The following is an 18,947-nucleotide window of genomic DNA, read 5'->3' on the forward strand; positions in this document are numbered from 1 at the left end:
AGCGGAATCATATGGGCGAGATTGAGCGTCGAGATCGGCGGCTGGCGGACATTGGCGTAGGCGTGACCGGGAAGAGAACCGAGCCAGGCTTCGACCGCATTCACGCCTTCCGCTATGCAGGTGAAGTCGCGGCTCTGGATCGCCTTCTCGACAAGGCGGAGCCGTTCTGTCGCGATCGCCGGGTCTTCGTCCCAGACGGCGACGGTGGCGGTGACATAGGCCTGGCCGACGTCATCCGCGCCGAGCTCCTGCAGCGCGACATCGGCGTCGGCCGCCTTGTTCGCCGCGTCGGAGTCGACGAGGGTCGAAGCTTCGTTGGTCATCACCTCCTTGATGATGGCTGCGACGGATTTTCGCTTGGCGAACCATTGCCGCCGGATCCTCGTCAGCAGTTTGACCGCCTCGACCTTGTCGAGGAGGATGGCGCGCGTCGACCAGCGATAGGGGAAGGGGAGGCGATTGAGCTCGTCGAGAATGCCGGGGTGGGTCAGGGTCGGAAAGCCAACGGTGGTCAGAATGCGCAGATGCGCGTTTCCAAGCCGAGGCTCCAGGCCGCCGGTGAGCGGCTCGTCGGCGAGCAGCACGTCGAGATGCATCGGCGTTTCCGGGACGCGAACGCGCTGCAGGCGCGTCGAGATCGTCGAATGCAGGAAGGTCAGCGCCTCGCCGTCGTCGAGCCATTCCGCCTCGGGCATGAAGCTCTCGACCAATTGCAGCACGCGGTTCGTGCGATCTATGAAGCCGCGCAGCAGCTCCCACGGATCGACGCCGTCTTGCGCGCGGTCTTCATAGAGCCAGCTCTCGGCGCGCGACGCGTCCTCCTCCGGCGGCAGCCAGAGGAGCGTGAAAAAGTATCGACTCTCGAAATGCGCGCCCGCCTCCTCGAAGGCGTTCTGTCTCTCGAGGTCGACGAGCGCCGAGGCCGCGTCGGGAAAGCGGTCGTGCGGATAATGCTGCGCTGGTAGGCGATCGGCTTCGACGAAGATGGCCCAGCCGGAGCCGAGGCGGCGCAGCGCATTGTTGAGGCGGGCGGTCACGCCGACGAGCTCGGCCGGCGTCGCGCTGTCGAGATCGGGCCCGCGAAAGCGCGCCGTGCGCTGGAACGAGCCATCCTTGTTGAGAACGACGCCTTCGGCGACGAGAGCGGCCCAGGGCAGGAAATCGGCGAGGCTCGTCGGTCGGCCGCGATATTCGGCGAGGTTCAGCATGGCGGCCTCACACGCCGAAATAGGCGGGATAGCGCAGGTGTCGGCGCACGACCTCGACGAATTGCGGATCCCGCTTCGCCGCCCAGACCGCAGCGCTGTGGCTGACAGCCCAGAACAGAGCGCCGGGAAGCCAGAGGCGCAGTCCAAGCGCGATCGCCGCGGCCAGCGTGCCATTGGCGATCGCGACCGCCCGCGGCGCTCCGCCGAGCAAAATCGGATCGGTCAGCGCTCTATGCACCGGGACGAAGAAGCCGGGGACGTCCTCGGCGCTGTTGAATCCGCTCATCAGATCAGCGCTCCGCCGGAGAAGGAGAAGAAGGAGAGGAAGAAGGAGCTGGCGGCAAAAGCGATCGAGAGGCCGAAAACGATCTGGATCAGACGGCGGAAGCCGCCCGACGTGTCGCCGAAGGCGAGCGTGAGGCCGGTCACCGTGATGATGATGACGGAAATGATCTTGGCGACCGGGCCCTGGATGGATTCCAGAATTTGGTTGAGCGGCGTCTCCCACGGCATGGAAGAGCCGGAGGCATGAGCCGAAGATGAAGACATCACCGCGCAGCCGACGATGGCAGCGAGGATAGTAATGCGTCGGGCGAATCGGCGATGCGGAGCAAAGGGCGTCATGATTGGTCTCCTGCGACATGTGCAGCGATCGAAAGGACTCGGTAATCGCCGGTGGATGGATCGAGTCCGTCGACGGTCGCGAGCTCGGCGAGGCGCCGCTCGCCGCCGCGGCCCTGCAGAACGGCGATGACATCGATTGTCTCGGCGATCAGCGCGCGCGGCACGGTGATCACGGCTTCCTGAATGAGCTGCTCGAGACGCCGCAGCGCCCCGAGCGCCGTGCCGGCGTGAATCGTGGCGATGCCGCCGGGATGTCCGGTGCCCCAGGCCTTCAGCAAATCGAGGGCTTCGGCGCCGCGGACCTCGCCGATCGGAATGCGGTCGGGGCGCAGCCTCAGCGACGAGCGCACGAGATCGGAAAGGGAGACCACGCCATCCTTGGTGCGAAGAGCGACGAGGTTTGGCGCGCGGCATTGCAGCTCGCGTGTATCCTCGATCAGCACGATGCGATCGGATGTATGCGCGATCTCGGCGAGCAGTGCATTGGCGAGCGTCGTCTTGCCGGTAGATGTGCCGCCAGCGAGGAGAATGTTCTTGCGGTCCGCGACGGCCTTTCGCAGAATGTTGGCCTGTCCGAATGTCAGGACGCCGGCGATGGAATAGTCGTCGAGCGTGAAGACAGCTACGGCCGGCTTGCGGATCGTGAAGGCGGGCGCCGCCACGACGGGTGGAAGCAGTCCTTCGAACCTCTCCCCTGTCTCGGGTAGTTCCGCCGACACCCGCGGTGAACCCGGATGCACCTCGGCGCCGACATGATGGGCGACGAGGCGCACGATGCGCTCGCCGTCGGCCGCCGACATTCTCTCACCACTGTCCTTGAGACCGCTCGATAATCTGTCGATCCAGAGCTTTCCGTCCGGATTGAGCATGACCTCGACGACGGAGGGGTCTTCGAGAAAGCTCGCGACGGCCGGTCCGAGCGCGGTGCGCAGCATGCGCGCGCCGCGCGCATGAGCTTGCGAATGGAGAAAAGATGCCGTCAAGCCCGCCTCCGCTTCAGTCGATCGCGGGAAGGCGAACGGCTGCGGGGATGATTAGAAAAGGCAAGGAACCCGAGTAATCAACAAGGGTTCGATCATTGTAGCAGCCCGTCGTAGTGTGGAGGAAAAATACTTGCGCGCGACGGAACGAGGGCGCGAGCAAATATGGAGTTGTCGTGGGTCGGAGCGAGAAAGGTTACGAGATGAACAGATTCGTCGTGATTTCGGGATGCTCCGGAGGCGGAAAATCGACCTTGCTCGCCGAGCTTCGGGAGCGTGGCTACTCAACGGTCGAGGAGCCCGGTCGGAGGGTCGTTCGAGAAGAGCTACAAAAAGGCGGCGCGGCGCTTCCATGGATGGACGAGACGGCCTTCCTGCGCCGCGCCTTCGAACTGGCTCTGGCTGACCATGCGGAGGCCTGCGGCCTCGAAGGGTGGATCTTCTTTGATCGAAGTCTGATAGACGCCGTGGCGGGCCTCGAGCGCGTGGCGGGCGAGCCCGTGTCGACGAAACTCGACCAGGCGCATCGCTATCATCGATGTGTGTTCCTGGCCCCGCCGTGGCCTGAGATCCACGTCATCGACGACGAGCGACGGCATGGTTTTGACGCCGCTGTGGTCGAATATCATCATCTTCTCGAGGTCTATTCCGACCTCGGCTATCAGGTCGCGATCTTGCCAAAGCTCGCTGTGGGCGAAAGAGTCGAATTTATCCTCCGAGCATTGGGGAGAGATCGCTAATCCCGAGATTGCTTTGAATTTTCTTCTAGTGGCCCGGCGCCGAGCATGTCCTTGGGAATCTCGTCGATCAGCGTCCGTCCCTGATTGAGTCGTCGTCCCAGCGCCTCGATGAAGCCTTCGTAGCGCTCGCGCCCTTTGATCTGGGCGGCTGCCTGCGCCTCTGGCGGCAAGGGCGGCGTGACGGTCAGCCAGAAGCGGACGAACAGCGCTAGCGCTTCGGTCGTGAGGCCGTTGTTGCGTTCGAGGCGTTGGACCTGACGGGTCAGTCGATCCAGCCGCCGCGTGAAGGCGGCCTCCATCCGATCCGCGCCGTCGGGCGATAGGAAGGACGCGACCGCGGCCTCTACAATAGCAGAGCGCGTCACACGTCTCTGCGCGGCGAGCTCGTTGATCCTCGCGATCATCTCCACGGGAAGCGAGACATTGAGTCGGTCACGCATATCATCGCCTCCTACAGCTCGAGGCCATCGGCTGGGTCCATCGCGCCCTGGCGGGCGAGGCCGCCCATTCGTCGCCGGATGATTTCTTGCTGGCGTGCGGCCTGCTCGGGCGTATCGTCGACGATGGCGAATTCATTTCGGTCCCGACGCGACGGCGACGTCTCCTTCGCGATCGCGACATGATCGGGCAGCTCCGGCTCACGTCGTAGCCCGCCATTGGCGTCGTCCTCGGTGTTCGACAACTCGAGGAGATTGGTTGCCGGGCGCTGGACTGGCAGGGCCGACCAGTCGTCCAGGCGAAGCTTATGGGGCATGTCTTTTGGCGGCGGCAGAATCCGCTCGGCGAAGCGGCGGTCCTCATAATAGCGCGCCTTCTTCGCTCGGATCGGGTGCAGGCCCGACATCATGACGATCTCGTCGGATGGCGGAAGCTGCATGATCTCGCCGGGGGTGAGCAACGGGCGGGCGGTCTCGGAGCGCGACACCATCAAATGACCGAGCCAGGGCGAAAGCCGATGCCCGGCATAGTTCTTCATCGCCTTCATCTCGGTCGCGGCGCCGAGCGCGTCGCTCACCCGCTTCGCAGTGCGCTCGTCATTGGTGGCGAAGGACACCCGCACATGGCAATTGTCGAGGATGGAGTTGTTCGCGCCATAGGCCTTCTCGATCTGGTTCAGGGATTGCGCGATCAAGAAGCTCTTGATGCCATAGCCCGCCATAAAAGCCAGGGCGCTCTCGAAAAAGTCGAGCCGTCCGAGCGCCGGGAATTCGTCGAGCATGAGCAGCATACGGTGACGGCGGCCCGTGGGCCGCAATTCCTCGGTCAGGCGTCGTCCGATCTGATTGAGCACGAGTCGGATCAGCGGCTTGGTTCGGCTGATGTCGGAGGGCGGCACCACGAGGTAGAGCGTGGCCGGCCGCGGATCGGACACGAGATCGGCGATCCGCCAGTCGCATTGGCGGGTCACTCTCGCCACGACGGGATCGCGGTAGAGGCCCAGGAACGACATGGCGGTGCTGAGGACGCCCGAACGCTCATTGTCGGATTTGTTGAGAAGCTCGCGCGCGGCCGAGGCGACGACAGGATGCGGGCCGACCTCGCCGAGATGCCGGGTCGTCATCATCGCCCACAGCGTCGTCTCGATCGGCCGGTTCGGATCGGAGAGGAAGGCCGCGACGCCGGCGAGCGTCTTGTCGGCCTCGGCGTAGAGCACGTGGAGAATAGCGCCGACCAACAGGGAGTGGCTGGTCTTCTCCCAATGGTTCCGGCGCTCGAGCGATCCTTCTGGGTCGACCAGAACGTCGGCGACATTCTGCACGTCGCGGACTTCCCACTCGCCCTTGCGCACTTCGAGCAGCGGATTGTAGGCGGCCGAGTCGCCGTTGGTCGGATCGAACAGCAGGGCGCGGCCATGCCGCGCGCGAAACCCGGCGGTGAGCTGCCAGTTCTCGCCTTTAATGTCGTGGACGATGGCGGAACCCGGCCAGGTGAGCAGCGTCGGCACGACCAGCCCTATGCCTTTTCCGGAGCGCGTCGGGGCGAAGCAGAGGACGTGCTCCGGTCCGTCGTGGCGCAGATATGAGGTCTCGTGCCGGCCGAGCACGACTCCGTCCGGGCGGAGCAGGCCGGCGGCCTTCATCTCGTCCAGCCGCGCCCAGCGGGCGGAGCCATAGGTCTCGGCGTCGTCGGCCTCGCGGGCGCGCCAGATCGACATGGCGATCGCCGCTGCGATGGACAGCGGTCCGGCAGAGGCTGCGATATAGCCGCCTTCGACGAAGATCGCTGGCGCATAGGCGTCGAAGGCGTACCACCACCAGAAGAAGGCGGGCGGCGGATAGAAGGGGAAGTGGCCGAGCTCGAACCAGGGATGTCCGAGCTGCGGCTGGAAGCCGAGGCGCCAGGCCGTCCATTCGGTCGCCGCCCATATCGTCGTCAGCACGATGAGCGATACGACGAGGATCTGGCCCCAGAGAATCCGTGTAGCGGACATGGACGCCTCCATTCGAATAGAGCGAGGCGTCGAGACAAAGACGCGGTCCGAGCGCATTCAAGCGTGTTCGCGTCGCGATCGCAGCGTGGCGAACCGAGACGAAAAAATACTGGCGTCGTGAAGCGGCGATCGAGGCTCACCGGTCGCTATAGGCCCAACCCTCGTTTTCTGCCGATACTCCATTCGATGCCGCCATCGTCTCGCGCTGTCCCGGCGACATGCTGGCCGAGCTTTTTCTCGATCGTCGGCGACCAGGGCACGAGCTGGAAGCCGAGACCGTCGTCGATCATGGCGAAGCGCCCGGACGCGAGCACGAGGCGTTGACGATAGACGCCGGAGACCGGATTGCCGGCCGCGACCTGGGCGCGCGGAAGGCCGGTCTCGGCCGAGAGCTTCGCAGCGGCGTCGGTCAGCTCGCGGCCGCGCAGCGTCGCGAGGAGGTCGCGCTGGAAAATGACCTGGCCCCCTCGAAGCTGCGCCAGTCCTTCGGCGATGAGATGGTCGGCGCGCGCCTTCATGGCGTCGCGCACCTCGCCGCCGAATCCGCCCATCGCCAGCGGCGTCGGCGTGCGCTCGACGAGACGGTGATCGAGCCAGGTGGCTCCCGACGCGCCGATCTGGCGGTCGAGATCGAAATCCGAGCGCGTCACCAGCACGAGCGTCGGCTGCGGATCGTCGGTTCCACCGAACCGCCGCAGCTCGACGACGCCGCCGATCGGCGGGGCATGTTCGAACGCCCCGACGCCGCGCAAGCGGACATGATGGGCGCGGCCGTCGGTCCCGTCGATCACGGCATAGGCTTCACCGCTCAGTTCGTCATGCAGCCCCTTATCGATGAGTCGCCCGAGGATCGGCGACTCCGAGGGCGCCGCATCTATGGAATAATCACCGACGCCGCGATCCTGGCCGCGCTCGCCGAAGGCGCGGTGCATGGTTTTGATGATGTCGCCGCGCATTCCGAGATCGCGCAGCGTGCGTTCGGCCTCCAGGCTGATCATCCATCGGCCGGGACCGCCGGAGGCGGCGAGCCCCATTCGTTCGAGTTTCTGGGCGCGGCCGACCATCAAGCGGCGCAATTCGGGGTCATCTGCACCAGGACTCGCCGGGCGCAGGTCGACCAGACCCGTCTCGTCGGTGGCAAAGCGGATGGCGACGTCGAGCCGAGTCCAGCGATCGGCGTCGACTTCACGCTCGAGCGCCGAGCGGATCGCATGTTCGGGACGCGGGCCGAGCTCGATGGCGACGAGGTCCTCTGCACGCGAGCGCAGGCCGCGGCTGATGTAATCGCGGGCAACGACGAGATCGGCGCCGGTCTCGTCCACTCCGCGCACCAGCAGATGGACATGCGGATTGTCCGTGTTCCAATGATCGACGGCGATCCAATCGAGCTTTGTTTCGAGATCGGCCTCCATCCGCCCGGCGAGGTCGCGGGTGAAGGCTTTGAGATCGGTCAGCTCGCCGGCGTCCTCGGGCGAGACGATGAAGCGGAAATGATGCCGGTCGCCATCAGATCGATCGGCGAAGGCCCGTTCGTCGGCGTGATCGCTCGCGGTATCGAACATCACGCCTTTCTCTCCGTTGCGGCTGACGCCCTCGCGCTTCAGATAGGCAAAATGCACGGACAGCGGCGCCGATCGAAAGCTGCGGCCCGTGTGGCGGACGACGCGCGCCTTGACGACGACGCGTCGACCCGGATCGAAGAGGCGGGCGCGGCCGAAGGCGGCGCGCCCGCGCCCGAAGCCGGAGCCGCCGGGGGCAGCGGATTGCGCGCCGCTATGCGGCGTCGCAGGTCCCGCCTTGCGCGCGGCTTTCAGAACCTCTGCGACGAAGCTCTTCGGCTTCGGCGCGCGTGTCGTGCGGACCCGGCCCGGACGGACGCGGAAATCCTTCTCCTCCCGGCTCATCGGAGCGCCTCGCCGAGGCGATCGGCAGCTGCGAGAACGTTGTGTGCAGGTCGACGCGTTGTGATTTCACGAGAATTTGCCGAAACCTGCCAATGACCGACCGGCCTGCCAGACGAACGACGAGTCGCGCCAGCGACTTGTCTGGCGGCGTGGCAGGCGCTTTTATCTCGCCTTCGTGCGGTCGTGTTCTGCGCTGAATTGCTTTCCGCCGTTCTCTCTTCGCCACATCGCGCTCGGAAACGCTGGATGGCGAAGTGGTCAAAATCCGCGCTCGCAATGCGCCTGCACGCGTTCCGCGTCGGGCAAATGGCAGCAAAGAAGTCCCTCAGTGCGCAAATGTCGGCAGTCCGACTGCAATAGCGATGCTGGTTCATTGTGCGTGCTCTGTCGACGAGAGCGCGACGAACAGGCCGTGGGAGCGAGGCGCGATGGCGGACAGATCGCGCGTGGCGGCGGCAGCCGTCGTGTTGGTCGCTGTCCGAATTGGCGCCGGATGATTGGCGGCGAATCGGCTGTCGTTCTGCTCGACGAACAGCGGCGCCTTCGTCCAACGCGACAGACCGGATACCTCGCGAATGGTGGATCGAGTGCTGTCGTTTCCTTCGATAAGAGGGAGGAGCGTCGCGACATAGGCGACGGTCTCGGATGGCAATGAACGGCGCCCGTCGAGATAATCCTCGTACCGGCGCGGTCCCGCATTATAGGCCGCGAGGAAGCCAGGCGAGCCGTAGCGATCGTGCAACTCGCGCAGGTAGGCAGCGCCGGCGTGGATGTTGTCGTGTGGGTCGAAGGGATCGCCGGCAAGAGCGTAACGGGCGCGCAGCTCCGACCAGGTGTCGGGCATGATCTGCATGAGTCCCGTTGCGCGTTTGAGCGAGACTGCGTCTCGTCGGGCGCAGCTTTCGATCTGCATGACGGCCCGGATCCATGCCGCAGGAATGCCGAAGCGCCGCGCCGCCTCTGCGATATGGACGGCGTAGGGATCGCCGCCCGTCGGGCGCTCGATGGGCGTTGCCTTTGCGGGCAGGACTCCGTCCAGTGCGCAGGCCGGGGCGAAGCCGATAAGAAAAAGGAGCGTGAGTCGCGCGCGCCCGCCGACACGGTTTGAGCGGACCAGTTTGCGCAGGATCGGGAATGCGGGGCGCATATTGTCAGTCCCGCTCGTTGCGCTTCTGGAGCCGGGTCCAGTGCAGAATCCAGCTGGACTTGTCTTCGCTCGACTGGAATAGGTTGGCGCGGATCGGCTGCGCCAGGGCCGGATCATCGAGGAGCAGCGACACATATGTGCCGGCCTTCTCGCCGATGCGCTTCCATGCCGCCCCGATCTCCGGCCCTTCTTCGTCGCCGAGCAGGATGCGGTAGTCTGGCGCGTTCTCCGCGCCACTATGGTCGGAGGGAACGAGAACGATCTGGGCGTCGAGCGATAGCGTGCGGATGGCGCCCGAATAGCCTGACTTGGTGCGGGTGAATCGACCGATCTGCGTCATTGGAATTCTCCTTGATTGGAAGAGTCGCGCGGGCGTCAGTCGACCGCGGCGCGCCAGACAAAGCGGCCGTCGCCCTCTTCGTCGGTCCAGATCGGAACCGCGCGAGCGACGATCGACGTGACGGGGAATGGACCGAAGTAGCGGCCGTCGAGGCTGTCCTGGACGGTCGGATTCATGAGAAAGATCTCGTCTGGTCGAAGCGTCCGGCAGCCAGTCCAGCTCGGCAGCGGGCGACCGAACCGATCGCGATCTCGCGCTGCGCCGACGTCAACAGCATCGACGGTGACGGTGGGGCCGGCGCGGCATACAGACTGTCCGGGGAGCGCCAAGACATGCTTCAGGAGCAGCACGCCTTTCGGCAGGAATCCGCCGTCGGCGAGGAAGCTCACGATGGGTTCCGGCGGGCGAACTGCCACCAGCTGCATAGCGCGGAGTCGGCCCGTGGCCTGAAGCTCATAGAGCCCGGTCGGCGTGCTCGCCGTGGCGTTCCAGATGAGCCGTGGGGTGACGGGAATGAGGGGCTGACCGCCGATGAGCAGCACGGAGAATAGCGTCGCCGTGACAAAGCCGAGGCGGGTCATGGCGTGACGCTCCGGCGCTTCAGCCAAGCGTCATGCTGCGCACGCGTGTAGGCGCGTGGCTCTTCGCCGACAGCGAGGCGGTTGTGCAAATGTCGCCAGTAGTCGGGCGACGCGTCGGCGGGATCGACGCCGATGGCCTCTATGGCGTCGATCGTCTGGAGCGCTCGCTCGACCCTCGGCCACGCGTCGACGCGCAACAGGATCTCGCCGCCGGGCCGAACGAAAGGGAGCGTTTGATAGCGCTCGCCGGCTCCGACGGCGCGCACGATGTCCATCCGCGAAATCACCGTGCCATAGTCGTTCGACGCCCATCGGACGAAGCAGAAGATGCTGCCGGGGGCGAAGCTGGCGATGCGGCGGCGGCGATCGAGAATTTTATTCTCGGCGCGATGGCCGAAGCGAATTCGGAACTCGATCTTCTTCTCGATCCAGGTCAGCTCGACATGGGTGAGAGGCGCAGCTCTGCGATGCAGCGGCGTTTCGACGCGAGCGGATTGCGGCTCATTGTCGTTCATGATTTCTCTCCGGGATCGTCGGGGAATTCGCGCGTGAACAGGTCGCGCAGCATGTCGGCGACGGTGACGCCGCGCCGAAAAGCCGCGACCTTGATGCGGCCGCGGAGCGTCGGCGTAACGTCGATCGTAAGGCGTGCGGTGAATCCGCTGGCGTCATTCGCGTGCCGGGCGGGAGCGTCGGCCGATCTGATCCAGCCCTCGGCGTCGCTGGGACGCGCCGCGAAGCCGCGCTTGGCAGAGCGCTCATTCATGCGGCGCCTCCGTCGGCGAACGGCGTGACGCCGCGCAGAACGTCCGCGAAGATCGTCATGGCGCGATCCTCCCGACCTCGGCCGCGAGCGCGACGATCTCGCGCGCCGCCGGCGTGTCGTCGGCGAGCTCTGAGACGAGACGGCCAGTCTGCGCCGCGTCGGCGAAGGCGATGCGCTGGCCTATGGTTGCGGAGAGCGCCGGCGGATCGTGATCGGCGAGCGTCTCGACCGTTTCGCGCGCGATGACGGTGCGCGCGGCGTAGCGGTTCAGCACGAAGCGGGCGGCGAGCTGCGGGCGATAGATGCGCGCCTCGCCGAGCAACGCCAGCATCTCGGCCGACGCCCAGCCATCGAAGGGCGACGGCTGCACCGGGATCAGCGCCAGATCGGCGGCGAGCAGCGCCGACCGCATCAGACCGGCGACGCGCGGCGGACCATCGATGACGAGATGGTCGACGCCGCGCGCCAGCTCGGGCGCCTCACGGTGAAGCGTATCGCGCGGCAGGCCGACGACTGTGAACAGCCGCGAGAGGTTTTCGCGTGCTCGCTGCTGTGACCAGTCCAACGCCGAGCCCTGAGGATCGGCGTCGATCAGCGTGACGCGCTTTCCCTGCCGAGCCCATTCGCCGGCGAGATGCAGAGCGAGCGTCGTCTTGCCGACGCCGCCCTTCTGGTTGAGCAGCGCGACGATCATGACGCGCGTCCTTCGCTTTCGCCGCAAGGAGGAGGCGCTTCGGAAGTCGCATCGTCCGTAAAGCCGGATTTACGGAAAGTCGTATCAGGCGTATTCTTTTCAGACGGAAGTTTCGGTGCGCGCGAACGCTCGGATGAGTTTTCCACGCTCGCCGGGCGCAAACAAAAGTTAGAGTCTCTGTTAGATTCTAAGTTAAGAGCCGAGATTTCTTCTTCAGGCCAGATGGTTAGCTGCCCTCCGCGCGCCCGAAGTCCCGATAGGGCCGCGCCCGAAGTCCCGATACCAAGCGCGCCCGAAGTCCCGAGCGTTTCCACAGGCTTATCCACAGGGGCTGTGGATAAGTCGATCGGCAGGATGTGCAGCAGCTCGCGCGGACCTTCGTGCTCGATCCGCAGGCGATAACCGGGCAGCGATTGCCGGCGCACGATGAGCCGGATGTCGATCGCGAAATCCCTGAGCCTCGCGAGGCTGCCGGACTTCTGATACAGGTGCGGGATGTCGAAGGTCCAGCCCTGCCTCTGCCGGCCGGCGTGCTTGCGGGCCACGCGATAGAGCCAGCGCTCGACGCCGCCCGTCAGCCGGAAATAGGCAGGGTCGATGGCGAGCACCAGCGAGCGGTCGACGACGCCGCGGTAGAACCATTCCGGGAGGACGAATTCCATGCCTTCGACGCGGCCGTCGCGCGTCACGCACTCCTCCCATTCGTTGATCCAGGAGAATTGGCTGCGGCGCCAGTGGTCGCCGTTGCGAATGGTGGTGCAGATGGCCGTCGATTGCAGGCGGGTGAGCGCGCCCTTCAGCAGCTTGTAGTCGCGGGCGCCGGTCGCTCGTCCGACCGCCTTGAGGAGCTGATAGGGCGTGAAACGCAGGAAGCGGGAGGTCGTGAGGCCCTGGTTCTCGGCCTCGACGATCTGGCTCGCCGCCCAGATCAGCACATCGGCGTCCCAGATGGTCGCCATACCATGCTCGGGCATGGCGAAGACTTCCACGCGCGCGCCGGCCGCCTCGTAGAGGATCGGCGCCGTGCGCTTCGCCTTGGCGAGCGAGAAGAACGGCCGCTCCATGAGATCGCGCTGATCGCGAGGGGATGCGTCCCCCGTCGCGATGACGAAGGGGTGGAGCCGGCTTCGCTCGCTCGAGGTGACGGGGAAGCGGCGCGACATGGCGGCGTCGCCTCAGCGGTGAAAGGTCGGGCGGGCGATGCGCACGCCGGTGTCGACGCGGACGGCGTCGCGCGCCTCGACATATTGCGGATCGGACGTGGAGCGGCAGGCGGCCCCATCGGCCCAGGCTTGGATGTCCTCGATCGCGTAGACGACACGGCCGCCGAGCTTGCGGAATGTCGGGCCGGCGCCGTGACAGCGGTATTTTTCGAGCGTGCGCGCGGAGAGGCTCAGCATCCGTGCGGCTTCATGCGTCCGGACGAAGCGCGTGGCGCCTTCGGGTGATTTGTCGCGCAAGAGACGCCTCCGTAGCGGTGAGGTGCGCCGCAGGGACGTCGCGGCGTTTCGAGATCACCGTGGCGGAGAAGAGGAGCGCAGGGGGAGGACGAAGTTTTGAGGCCGATCCGTGTCCCCCCTTCCGCGAGGCGCGCTGGGATGTCCAAGGAGACAGACAATGCGGAAGGGCCATCAGCCTCCGCGAAGCAGCCGCTTGTAGCCGCCGTTCATTAGCGCGACGGAGTCATGGATGAGACGGTTCGCCTTGCGGCGCGTCGCCGAGCTCTTCCACTCGAGCGCGGGAAGCGCAGCGTCCTCGGCGTCGATCAGGGACGCGGCAATGTCGCGTGGCCCCGCGCCGCCGAGCCGGAAATCCAGCGCGTGCAGCAACAGGATGAGACGCGCGCGTCGCTGCGCGGTCAATTGAAGCGCGTGAGGAAGCGGCCCCTCGGCGCTGCCTTGAAGAAGACGAACGAACCGCGACGCGACTTCGAGCCGGATTTCGAGTGACGCGTCGAGCGGCAAGATGATCGCGGGGCGGCTCGGCGCGCCTTCGTTCATCCAGACATGAATGTCGCCTCGGGCGCCGCCAACGACGAGCCGCCTTCCGCCATCGTCGAACTTATCCGCAGCGATGGTGCCAAAGGCGGTCGGATCAAAGGTCCCGTCCGCCGCGAAGCGGGGCGGCGCCGAGGCGATGATCAGCGTGGCGGGGTCGATCTCAGGGAGCCATAGAGCTGGCTCATTCCCTGCCGGAGTTTCCGGGTCATGAGCGAAACTGCAACCCCCAGCGACGCGCGAGGCTCGAAAGCGCGGTCGCTTCGTCGACGGCGCCGCGTTCGATCCGCCTCAGCGTCTCGCGATAGTCCTGGCGATATTTGGGATTCCGGCGCAGGAATTCGAGCGCGAAACCGGAAGGATCCAGGTCGTTCAATTGCTTGACAGAATCAGGAGATTTCCAAAAATTCGTCGGCATGAAGCGCTCCTCGGCTTGGCCTCGTAGCTCGAGCGGCGACTTCGACGATTCCGGAATGGCAGAACCAAAACTAGCCCAAAGGGTTGCATCGCGTGCCGCGAGCGCCCGTGACCTTTTTATGGCAGGTGAGAAGAAAGACTATTGCGGGCGCGCGCCCAAAAGCTGCCGATAGCCGGCTGCGGACATCCATCTCGCCCTGGCCAGATGGCTTTCATGGATGATCTTCGCCCGTTCCGGCTCGCGCTCCGGATCGATCCCGAAAATCACCGCGACGACCTCGCGCCAGTCGGCGCCTGCTTCGGCGGCGTCCAGCAGTCGCAGGTAGGTCGTGAGGTGACGTTCGTCGTAAGCGTTCACGTGGTCGGTGAGGGGCGGACGATCTTCGAAGGCTGGCGTGCTCATTGCGGACCTGCCTGTCGTTCTATGCCGGCGAATTCATGGCGAGACGGCAGGATTATATCCCAGGATTGGTTGGCGTTCTATTCCACATGTGATGCAATCGGCGCATCACGTTGTTCGCTGGGAACGCAGACTCGCAGGTTCGGCAGAGGCCGAGCGTAGCATGGCCGCCGACGAATCAGAATGTTCGTTCCTGGAATGAACGTTCTTGACTCGGCTTCCATGCCACGATGGAAATCGAGGAGGTCATAGCGACGAATGTCCGTCGCCTGCGTAACGCCAGGAAATGGACGCAGGAAGCGCTTGCCGAGAAGGCACAGCTGAGCTCTCGCTATGTAGGTGCGATCGAGCGCGCCAATGTGTCTGCGAGGGTGGGTATTATAGGGCGGATCGCTGACGCGTTCGGCGTTGAACCCGCCGAGCTTCTCGAGCGCAGCAAGCCGAAAACTCGCGGCTGAACTCGCCAGACGACAGAGGGCCGGCCGGAACTGGCGTGACGTCTATTTGGCGCCAGTTTCTGACGCTGTGCGACGAGGCAATGAAAGTCTCAAATGGGGCCGTCTGCGGACGGTCCGCTATTAGGGATGTTGCTCGGGAAAGCGGACACAACGCCGGCGGACGCCAGGGGCTGGAGCTCCCCGGTCTGGCAGCTCAGGGCGCCTCAGCGGCAATCAGTCAATCCATATGGTCACGGCGGCCCGTCTGCTTCTGTATGTCTAGGCGCGCTTATCCAACCTCACCCTGCTCGCCAGTTATGATTGAGTCGAACACCGAGCGCGTCTGCCGGCGAATTGTGAGGCGCGGGGCGTTTCGTGACCGCGGCGTCCCTGTCACGGCTCCTCGATGTTGGGCTTAATCCGGACCTCGTACTTGCCGCCCATCTTTGGCGAGGTGTCAGTGATGAGGAGGGAGTGATCGGAAGGGTCGTAGGTATAATTCTGAAACGCTGGTTTGAAGCTCAGGTGGAAATCCTTGATGCGTACCTTTGCCGTGTCATCAATATCCACCGATCCGTCGTCCGGTCCAGAACCTACGAATGCACGAAATTCGGACGAAAATTCCACCCTTGATTGCCCGTTACCCCATGTGTAGATAACGTCTACCGGATACCGAACGTGATCATTGGCGATGTTCTCTTGCGGGTATTCCGGGCTATCTCTCCAGAAACCCCGAAAAGCGCTGAGTTCTCTGATATTTTGCATCTCTTCAGCGTCTGAGCGACGACGGCCCATAATCGACTCCGGTCAAGCTAATTTGCGAAGCGAACTTGAACCAAAACGGCGGAAATTGAAAGCGACGGCGGCCTAAAATAGAACCTGATCCTCGCCGTGATCCGCCCAGGATGCGCGTGTTGTCGCCCGAGTTTCATTCCCTTTCGGTTGGCCTTCAGTTCTGATCCGGGGCCGGTAGCGGACTGTCTTCTTACAGACCAGTATCGGTGAAAACTGCCGTCCGATCGAACTCTTGAAATGCCTCGATCGCCAATCGAGATCAGTTGGTGACCTGAGCGCCTACGCGATATGCGACGAAAGCTTTGTCCCAGTCACGCAAATACAGCTTCAGGCTCATGATCCGCGTCGTCGGGTCCGTTTCCTCGATATGGTCAAAGCATTTTCGCAACAGCTTCCACACGTCTGGGATCGACAGCTTGCTGCCCGGAACAGGGATCGAGAATTCATGCCGGACGATAATTGCGTTTTGATAATGCTCGAAGCCGCACCTGACCGAGACGATAGGGTCTTTCGTCTCTATCGCTCGACTCTGAGTGTAGGCCCAAACGTCGAAATCCAACGAAAATAACTCAAGCTCGGAATGGGTACTCGACGCTTGTAATCGAACCGTGTCCCCAAGTTGCCTACCCTTTTCACATTCTTGCACGGCGTTTCGGAGCGCCGAAAGGCAAAGCTTGCTAGACAAGACCGTCGTCGGATAGCTCATGTCCAATACCAGCATTCGCTCCTTGTTGAGCCTATGCGTGTTCACCTTGATCTTGGTCTCATGACTTGTGGCGACCGAGATTTCGCGGAACAACTGCAGTGCCGCGGGTCCGTAAATGTCATCAAGCGATTCCTTGAGGACGATGTCGCCGACTACAGCACTGAGGAATCTTGCTGCACCTTCGTACTCATTCTGCTTGTTCGGATCCCAGCGCTGCGGACTCTTTAGCGAATGATGACGCAGCTTTCCACGCAGGAGTACCAAGGCTCGGATCTTTTCGCGAGTGTTGTCCCCGAGTTTAAAGAGATTGAACTCAGGCGCTCCCGTCGATTTTTGTTTTGCGAACGCCTTCGCATTGTTCTCGATGGCATGGCAGAGTTCTGTTTGCTTCGACAGGAGATCCGTTTGCTTATCGTTGCCAGTCTTTCCGTCGCAGAATCGCGTCTCTAGAAACAGGTACATGTTATTATACGCGTCGATGTACCGGCCGGCACCGTACGCTAATCGCCCTTCGCGAAAATGCGAGGTCGATTCAATTCGATCATCGGAAATCTGACCTACACAAAAGGCCCTTCCGATTTGCTCGAAATCGCACTCCCGATTCAGATCATGGCCGGGCTTCAGGCGAAACGACTTGAGATGGATGTTGGCTTCTTCACTAACGTCTTCCGCGTGGAAGTGCAGTTCGTAATTGTCATAGTCTAAGTCTACAATCTGCTGGCCGCTTATAACGGCCTGCCAATTCATGATGCTCTTCCGAGCTAAAGAGGCATGCTCGCCTCCCAATATCGTGATGTGCGGAATCTCGGCCTCCGACCCGGCCGGCTTCACATGAGGAGCCTGTGCGACGTCCACGCCTGAGAAGGCGACGCAAACGCGCTTCAGTACGTTGGCTTCACGTTCCAGGAAGAAGGTACTGTTGCCCAATTTGATGGGCCAGCCTTCCATCACTTCAACGTGGTTCTTTACATCGAACGCTACTGTGACGATCATCCCCTGATTTAGCTCGGCAAGGCAGTTTTAGGCAAGCCTTGCGTCGGTCGTCATTTGGTATTCGGCTCGATGACCTCGGTAGCTGTGCGCTTCATCTCGGCTTCGACCTGCGCCTCGGTCAATCCGGCAACCGCGGCCATCGACTCCACCGTCATTTCGCCGCGGCGAAGCATCTGTGTCGCTGCGCACAGCTCGGGCCGATCTGGAAGACCGTTGGTTCTGTGGTCAGATGTGCCTGCATGATCTGCAATGCCTGGGGATCCTCGAGATGGCGCATGAAGTAACCGGCATCTGTAGGCGCGTTGCGCCTATGCGTGCGCAAACGCTGGCCGAATACCACCATTTAGGGTATCGATGGATTGATACCCATCACTCAACGAATCCACCGAATGCTATTGCAGCGGGACAATTTCACTGAGTCGACAAAACGGCTGCTCGCCCAGCGAGTGGCTTATCGTTGTTCGAACCCGCAATGTCGCACACTTACGATAGGCTCGAGTAGCACGGGCGGGACGGTCCTACTGGGCGTGGCTTCTCACGTCTGTGCCGCGTCGCCGGGCGGCCCCCGCTATGACACCACCATGACGCCCGCGCAGCGCTCGCACGCCGACAACGGCATCTGGATGTGCCAGCAATGCGGCAAGCTGATCGACTCCGACACGAAGTTCACCGTCGACATGCTACATGCTTGGCGCTGGAAATCCGAAGCGGCCACCGTGCGGGAGCTGCAGACCGGCAAGATCGTCATCCCGGCTGAGGCTGCCCCCATGCTCGAGGACATGGAAGGGAACGCCATCGTGCTCGCTCAGCCGGCGGCGGACCCCACTTTGCCGGTGCGCATCCATATCGCCTCGGTAGCGGACGTCGCCAAATTCAAGAAGCTCGATGCTTGGCCCCGGCATCCCGTTACCCTAGGCCTGAAGGCAGCGGACAAAGACGGCGAATACCATATCAACGACCTTGGCAGCACCATCCGCACGGTTGGGATGGTCGCCATCGTCTCGGCGCCGGGCACCGGCAAGTCAACGACGCTGATACAGGCCGCGGAGAGCATTCTGGCGGACCCGCAGGAGGCGGTGGCCTTCGTACGTCTCTGTAACTGGGCGAAGCGTGGCCACGGCCTCATGGAGGCGGTCGCAAATAATCCCGCGTTCGATGGCATCACGGCGCGAGACATCCTGAACCGCGCCAACGAGAATAGACTGACGCTGATCCTCGATGGTTGGAACGAACTCGACAAAGCGGCGCGCGATCGGGCGGCAGCGGAAATTGATGACCTGAAGCTAGACTATCCGTTGCTTCGTATCGTCATCAGCACGCGTCGGCAGGCCACCGAGCTCCCCATCACTGGCATAACGATCGACGTGCAGGCGCTCTCCGACGACCAGCAGATGGAGATCGCACGGAGCGCTGCGGGAGAGGCCGGCATAAAGGTCGTCGATGGCGCGTGGCGGACCGAGGGCGTGCGCGACCTTGTCGCAATTCCTCTCTACCTGAATGCCTTGGTGACGAATACGCCCGGCGGCGTCCTTCCCACGACTAAAGAGGAAGTGCTGAAGCTCTTCATAGAGGGGCAGGAGCGCAAACGCCCACACGCCGACGCACTGCGGGATGTGCTGGAGGATAACCATCGGGCCATCCTCATCCGGTTGGCGGTCGCCGCTACGCCGAGCGGCAGCACCTATTTGTCCGATGCGGACGCGAAGGCCATCAGAGCTGGCCCCGCTTCTCTGGACAACTCCCCGCGGATTTTAAGTGGATCTCTGCCGAGGTTTGCTGAACGCGGG

The 18,947-nt window shown here is 63.5% G+C and carries 23 protein-coding genes; 3 read left to right on the forward strand and 20 right to left on the reverse strand.

Translation table 11 applies throughout. The annotated features are described in order from the left end of the window. The 4 genes from ACT53T_RS06390 to trbB all read right to left on the reverse strand — a co-directional run. Positions 1 to 1,208: VirB4 family type IV secretion/conjugal transfer ATPase (locus ACT53T_RS06390; RefSeq protein WP_476160566.1), on the reverse strand; the 1,208-nt coding region annotated here is incomplete at its 3' end. A 7-nt stretch (positions 1,209 to 1,215) separates the two neighbouring features. Beyond that, the gene (locus ACT53T_RS06395; protein ID WP_003612050.1) at positions 1,216 to 1,494 is read right to left on the reverse strand and encodes a VirB3 family type IV secretion system protein; all 279 of its coding nucleotides are present in this window, start codon (positions 1,492 to 1,494) and stop codon (positions 1,216 to 1,218) included. Next, positions 1,494 to 1,832: a TrbC/VirB2 family type IV secretion system protein gene (locus ACT53T_RS06400; RefSeq protein ID WP_476160567.1), complete on the reverse strand. Its 339-nt coding sequence runs from the start codon at positions 1,830 to 1,832 to the stop codon at positions 1,494 to 1,496. Before ACT53T_RS06400 ends, ACT53T_RS06395 begins: the two co-directional genes overlap by 1 nt. After that, positions 1,829 to 2,815, reverse strand: coding sequence for a P-type conjugative transfer ATPase TrbB (gene trbB / locus ACT53T_RS06405; protein WP_476160568.1), 987 nt, complete (start codon positions 2,813 to 2,815; stop codon positions 1,829 to 1,831). Before trbB ends, ACT53T_RS06400 begins: the two co-directional genes overlap by 4 nt. Before the next feature lie 200 nt (positions 2,816 to 3,015). Here trbB and ACT53T_RS06410 point away from each other — a divergent pair, with 200 nt between their 5' ends. After that, positions 3,016 to 3,552, forward strand: a complete 537-nt coding sequence (locus ACT53T_RS06410; protein WP_476160569.1) for an AAA family ATPase — start codon at positions 3,016 to 3,018, stop codon at positions 3,550 to 3,552. Here ACT53T_RS06410 and ACT53T_RS06415 read toward each other — a convergent pair. From ACT53T_RS06415 to ACT53T_RS06480, 14 genes are all read right to left on the reverse strand, one after another. Continuing rightward, positions 3,549 to 3,992 (reverse strand): ribbon-helix-helix domain-containing protein, encoded by a 444-nt coding sequence (locus ACT53T_RS06415; protein ID WP_476160570.1) that lies wholly within the window; start codon positions 3,990 to 3,992, stop codon positions 3,549 to 3,551. The genes ACT53T_RS06410 and ACT53T_RS06415 overlap by 4 nt on opposite strands. An 11-nt stretch (positions 3,993 to 4,003) precedes the next feature. Continuing rightward, on the reverse strand, positions 4,004 to 5,983 hold the full coding sequence (locus ACT53T_RS06420) for a conjugal transfer protein TraG (protein ID WP_476160571.1): 1,980 nt from the start codon (positions 5,981 to 5,983) through the stop codon (positions 4,004 to 4,006). Between the two features lie 146 nt (positions 5,984 to 6,129). Beyond that, complete coding sequence (locus ACT53T_RS06425) at positions 6,130 to 7,887, reverse strand: relaxase/mobilization nuclease domain-containing protein (protein WP_476160572.1); 1,758 nt, start codon at positions 7,885 to 7,887, stop codon at positions 6,130 to 6,132. 370 nt (positions 7,888 to 8,257) lie between these two features. Next, the gene (locus ACT53T_RS06430) at positions 8,258 to 9,034 is read right to left on the reverse strand and encodes a lytic transglycosylase domain-containing protein (RefSeq protein ID WP_476160573.1); all 777 of its coding nucleotides are present in this window, start codon (positions 9,032 to 9,034) and stop codon (positions 8,258 to 8,260) included. Positions 9,035 to 9,038: 4 nt separating this feature from the next. Next, positions 9,039 to 9,374: a DUF736 domain-containing protein gene (locus ACT53T_RS06435; RefSeq protein WP_476160574.1), complete on the reverse strand. Its 336-nt coding sequence runs from the start codon at positions 9,372 to 9,374 to the stop codon at positions 9,039 to 9,041. A gap of 35 nt (positions 9,375 to 9,409) precedes the next feature. Further along, positions 9,410 to 9,955 (reverse strand): S26 family signal peptidase, encoded by a 546-nt coding sequence (locus ACT53T_RS06440; protein ID WP_476160575.1) that lies wholly within the window; start codon positions 9,953 to 9,955, stop codon positions 9,410 to 9,412. Further along, positions 9,952 to 10,470, reverse strand: coding sequence for a DUF2840 domain-containing protein (locus tag ACT53T_RS06445; RefSeq protein WP_476160576.1), 519 nt, complete (start codon positions 10,468 to 10,470; stop codon positions 9,952 to 9,954). The genes ACT53T_RS06440 and ACT53T_RS06445 overlap by 4 nt, the downstream gene beginning before the upstream one ends. Continuing rightward, complete coding sequence (locus ACT53T_RS06450) at positions 10,467 to 10,721, reverse strand: hypothetical protein (RefSeq protein WP_476160577.1); 255 nt, start codon at positions 10,719 to 10,721, stop codon at positions 10,467 to 10,469. The genes ACT53T_RS06445 and ACT53T_RS06450 overlap by 4 nt, the downstream gene beginning before the upstream one ends. 55 nt (positions 10,722 to 10,776) lie before the next feature. After that, the gene (gene parA, locus ACT53T_RS06455) at positions 10,777 to 11,415 is read right to left on the reverse strand and encodes a ParA family partition ATPase (RefSeq protein WP_476160578.1); all 639 of its coding nucleotides are present in this window, start codon (positions 11,413 to 11,415) and stop codon (positions 10,777 to 10,779) included. After that, positions 11,412 to 12,578: a replication initiator protein A gene (locus ACT53T_RS06460; protein WP_476160579.1), complete on the reverse strand. Its 1,167-nt coding sequence runs from the start codon at positions 12,576 to 12,578 to the stop codon at positions 11,412 to 11,414. The genes parA and ACT53T_RS06460 overlap by 4 nt, the downstream gene beginning before the upstream one ends. Positions 12,579 to 12,590: 12 nt before the next feature. Beyond that, entirely contained in the window at positions 12,591 to 12,815 is a 225-nt protein-coding gene (locus tag ACT53T_RS06465) for a helix-turn-helix transcriptional regulator (protein ID WP_476160586.1), read from the reverse strand. A 231-nt stretch (positions 12,816 to 13,046) separates the two neighbouring features. Next, complete coding sequence (locus ACT53T_RS06470; RefSeq protein WP_476160587.1) at positions 13,047 to 13,574, reverse strand: DUF2285 domain-containing protein; 528 nt, start codon at positions 13,572 to 13,574, stop codon at positions 13,047 to 13,049. Positions 13,575 to 13,620: 46 nt separating this feature from the next. Then, positions 13,621 to 13,830, reverse strand: coding sequence for a transcriptional regulator domain-containing protein (locus tag ACT53T_RS06475; protein ID WP_476160580.1), 210 nt, complete (start codon positions 13,828 to 13,830; stop codon positions 13,621 to 13,623). A gap of 138 nt (positions 13,831 to 13,968) precedes the next feature. Next, positions 13,969 to 14,232, reverse strand: a complete 264-nt coding sequence (locus ACT53T_RS06480; protein ID WP_476160581.1) for a DNA -binding domain-containing protein — start codon at positions 14,230 to 14,232, stop codon at positions 13,969 to 13,971. A 227-nt stretch (positions 14,233 to 14,459) separates the two neighbouring features. On the opposite strand from ACT53T_RS06480, the gene ACT53T_RS06485 reads away from it, so the two are divergent. Then, positions 14,460 to 14,687 (forward strand): helix-turn-helix domain-containing protein, encoded by a 228-nt coding sequence (locus tag ACT53T_RS06485; RefSeq protein WP_476160582.1) that lies wholly within the window; start codon positions 14,460 to 14,462, stop codon positions 14,685 to 14,687. Between the two features lie 372 nt (positions 14,688 to 15,059). Here the strand turns inward: ACT53T_RS06485 and ACT53T_RS06490 are convergent, their stop codons facing one another. Together ACT53T_RS06490 and ACT53T_RS06495 are read right to left on the reverse strand one after the other, a co-directional pair. Next, complete coding sequence (locus tag ACT53T_RS06490) at positions 15,060 to 15,461, reverse strand: hypothetical protein (RefSeq protein ID WP_476160583.1); 402 nt, start codon at positions 15,459 to 15,461, stop codon at positions 15,060 to 15,062. A gap of 259 nt (positions 15,462 to 15,720) precedes the next feature. Continuing rightward, positions 15,721 to 17,160: a hypothetical protein gene (locus tag ACT53T_RS06495; protein ID WP_476160584.1), complete on the reverse strand. Its 1,440-nt coding sequence runs from the start codon at positions 17,158 to 17,160 to the stop codon at positions 15,721 to 15,723. A gap of 581 nt (positions 17,161 to 17,741) precedes the next feature. Between ACT53T_RS06495 and ACT53T_RS06500 the strand changes: the two genes are divergently transcribed. Continuing rightward, on the forward strand, positions 17,742 to 18,947 hold a 1,206-nt coding region (locus ACT53T_RS06500), incomplete at its 3' end, for an NACHT domain-containing protein (protein ID WP_476160585.1).

This window comes from Methylosinus sp. DMC45 (assembly GCF_056313885.1).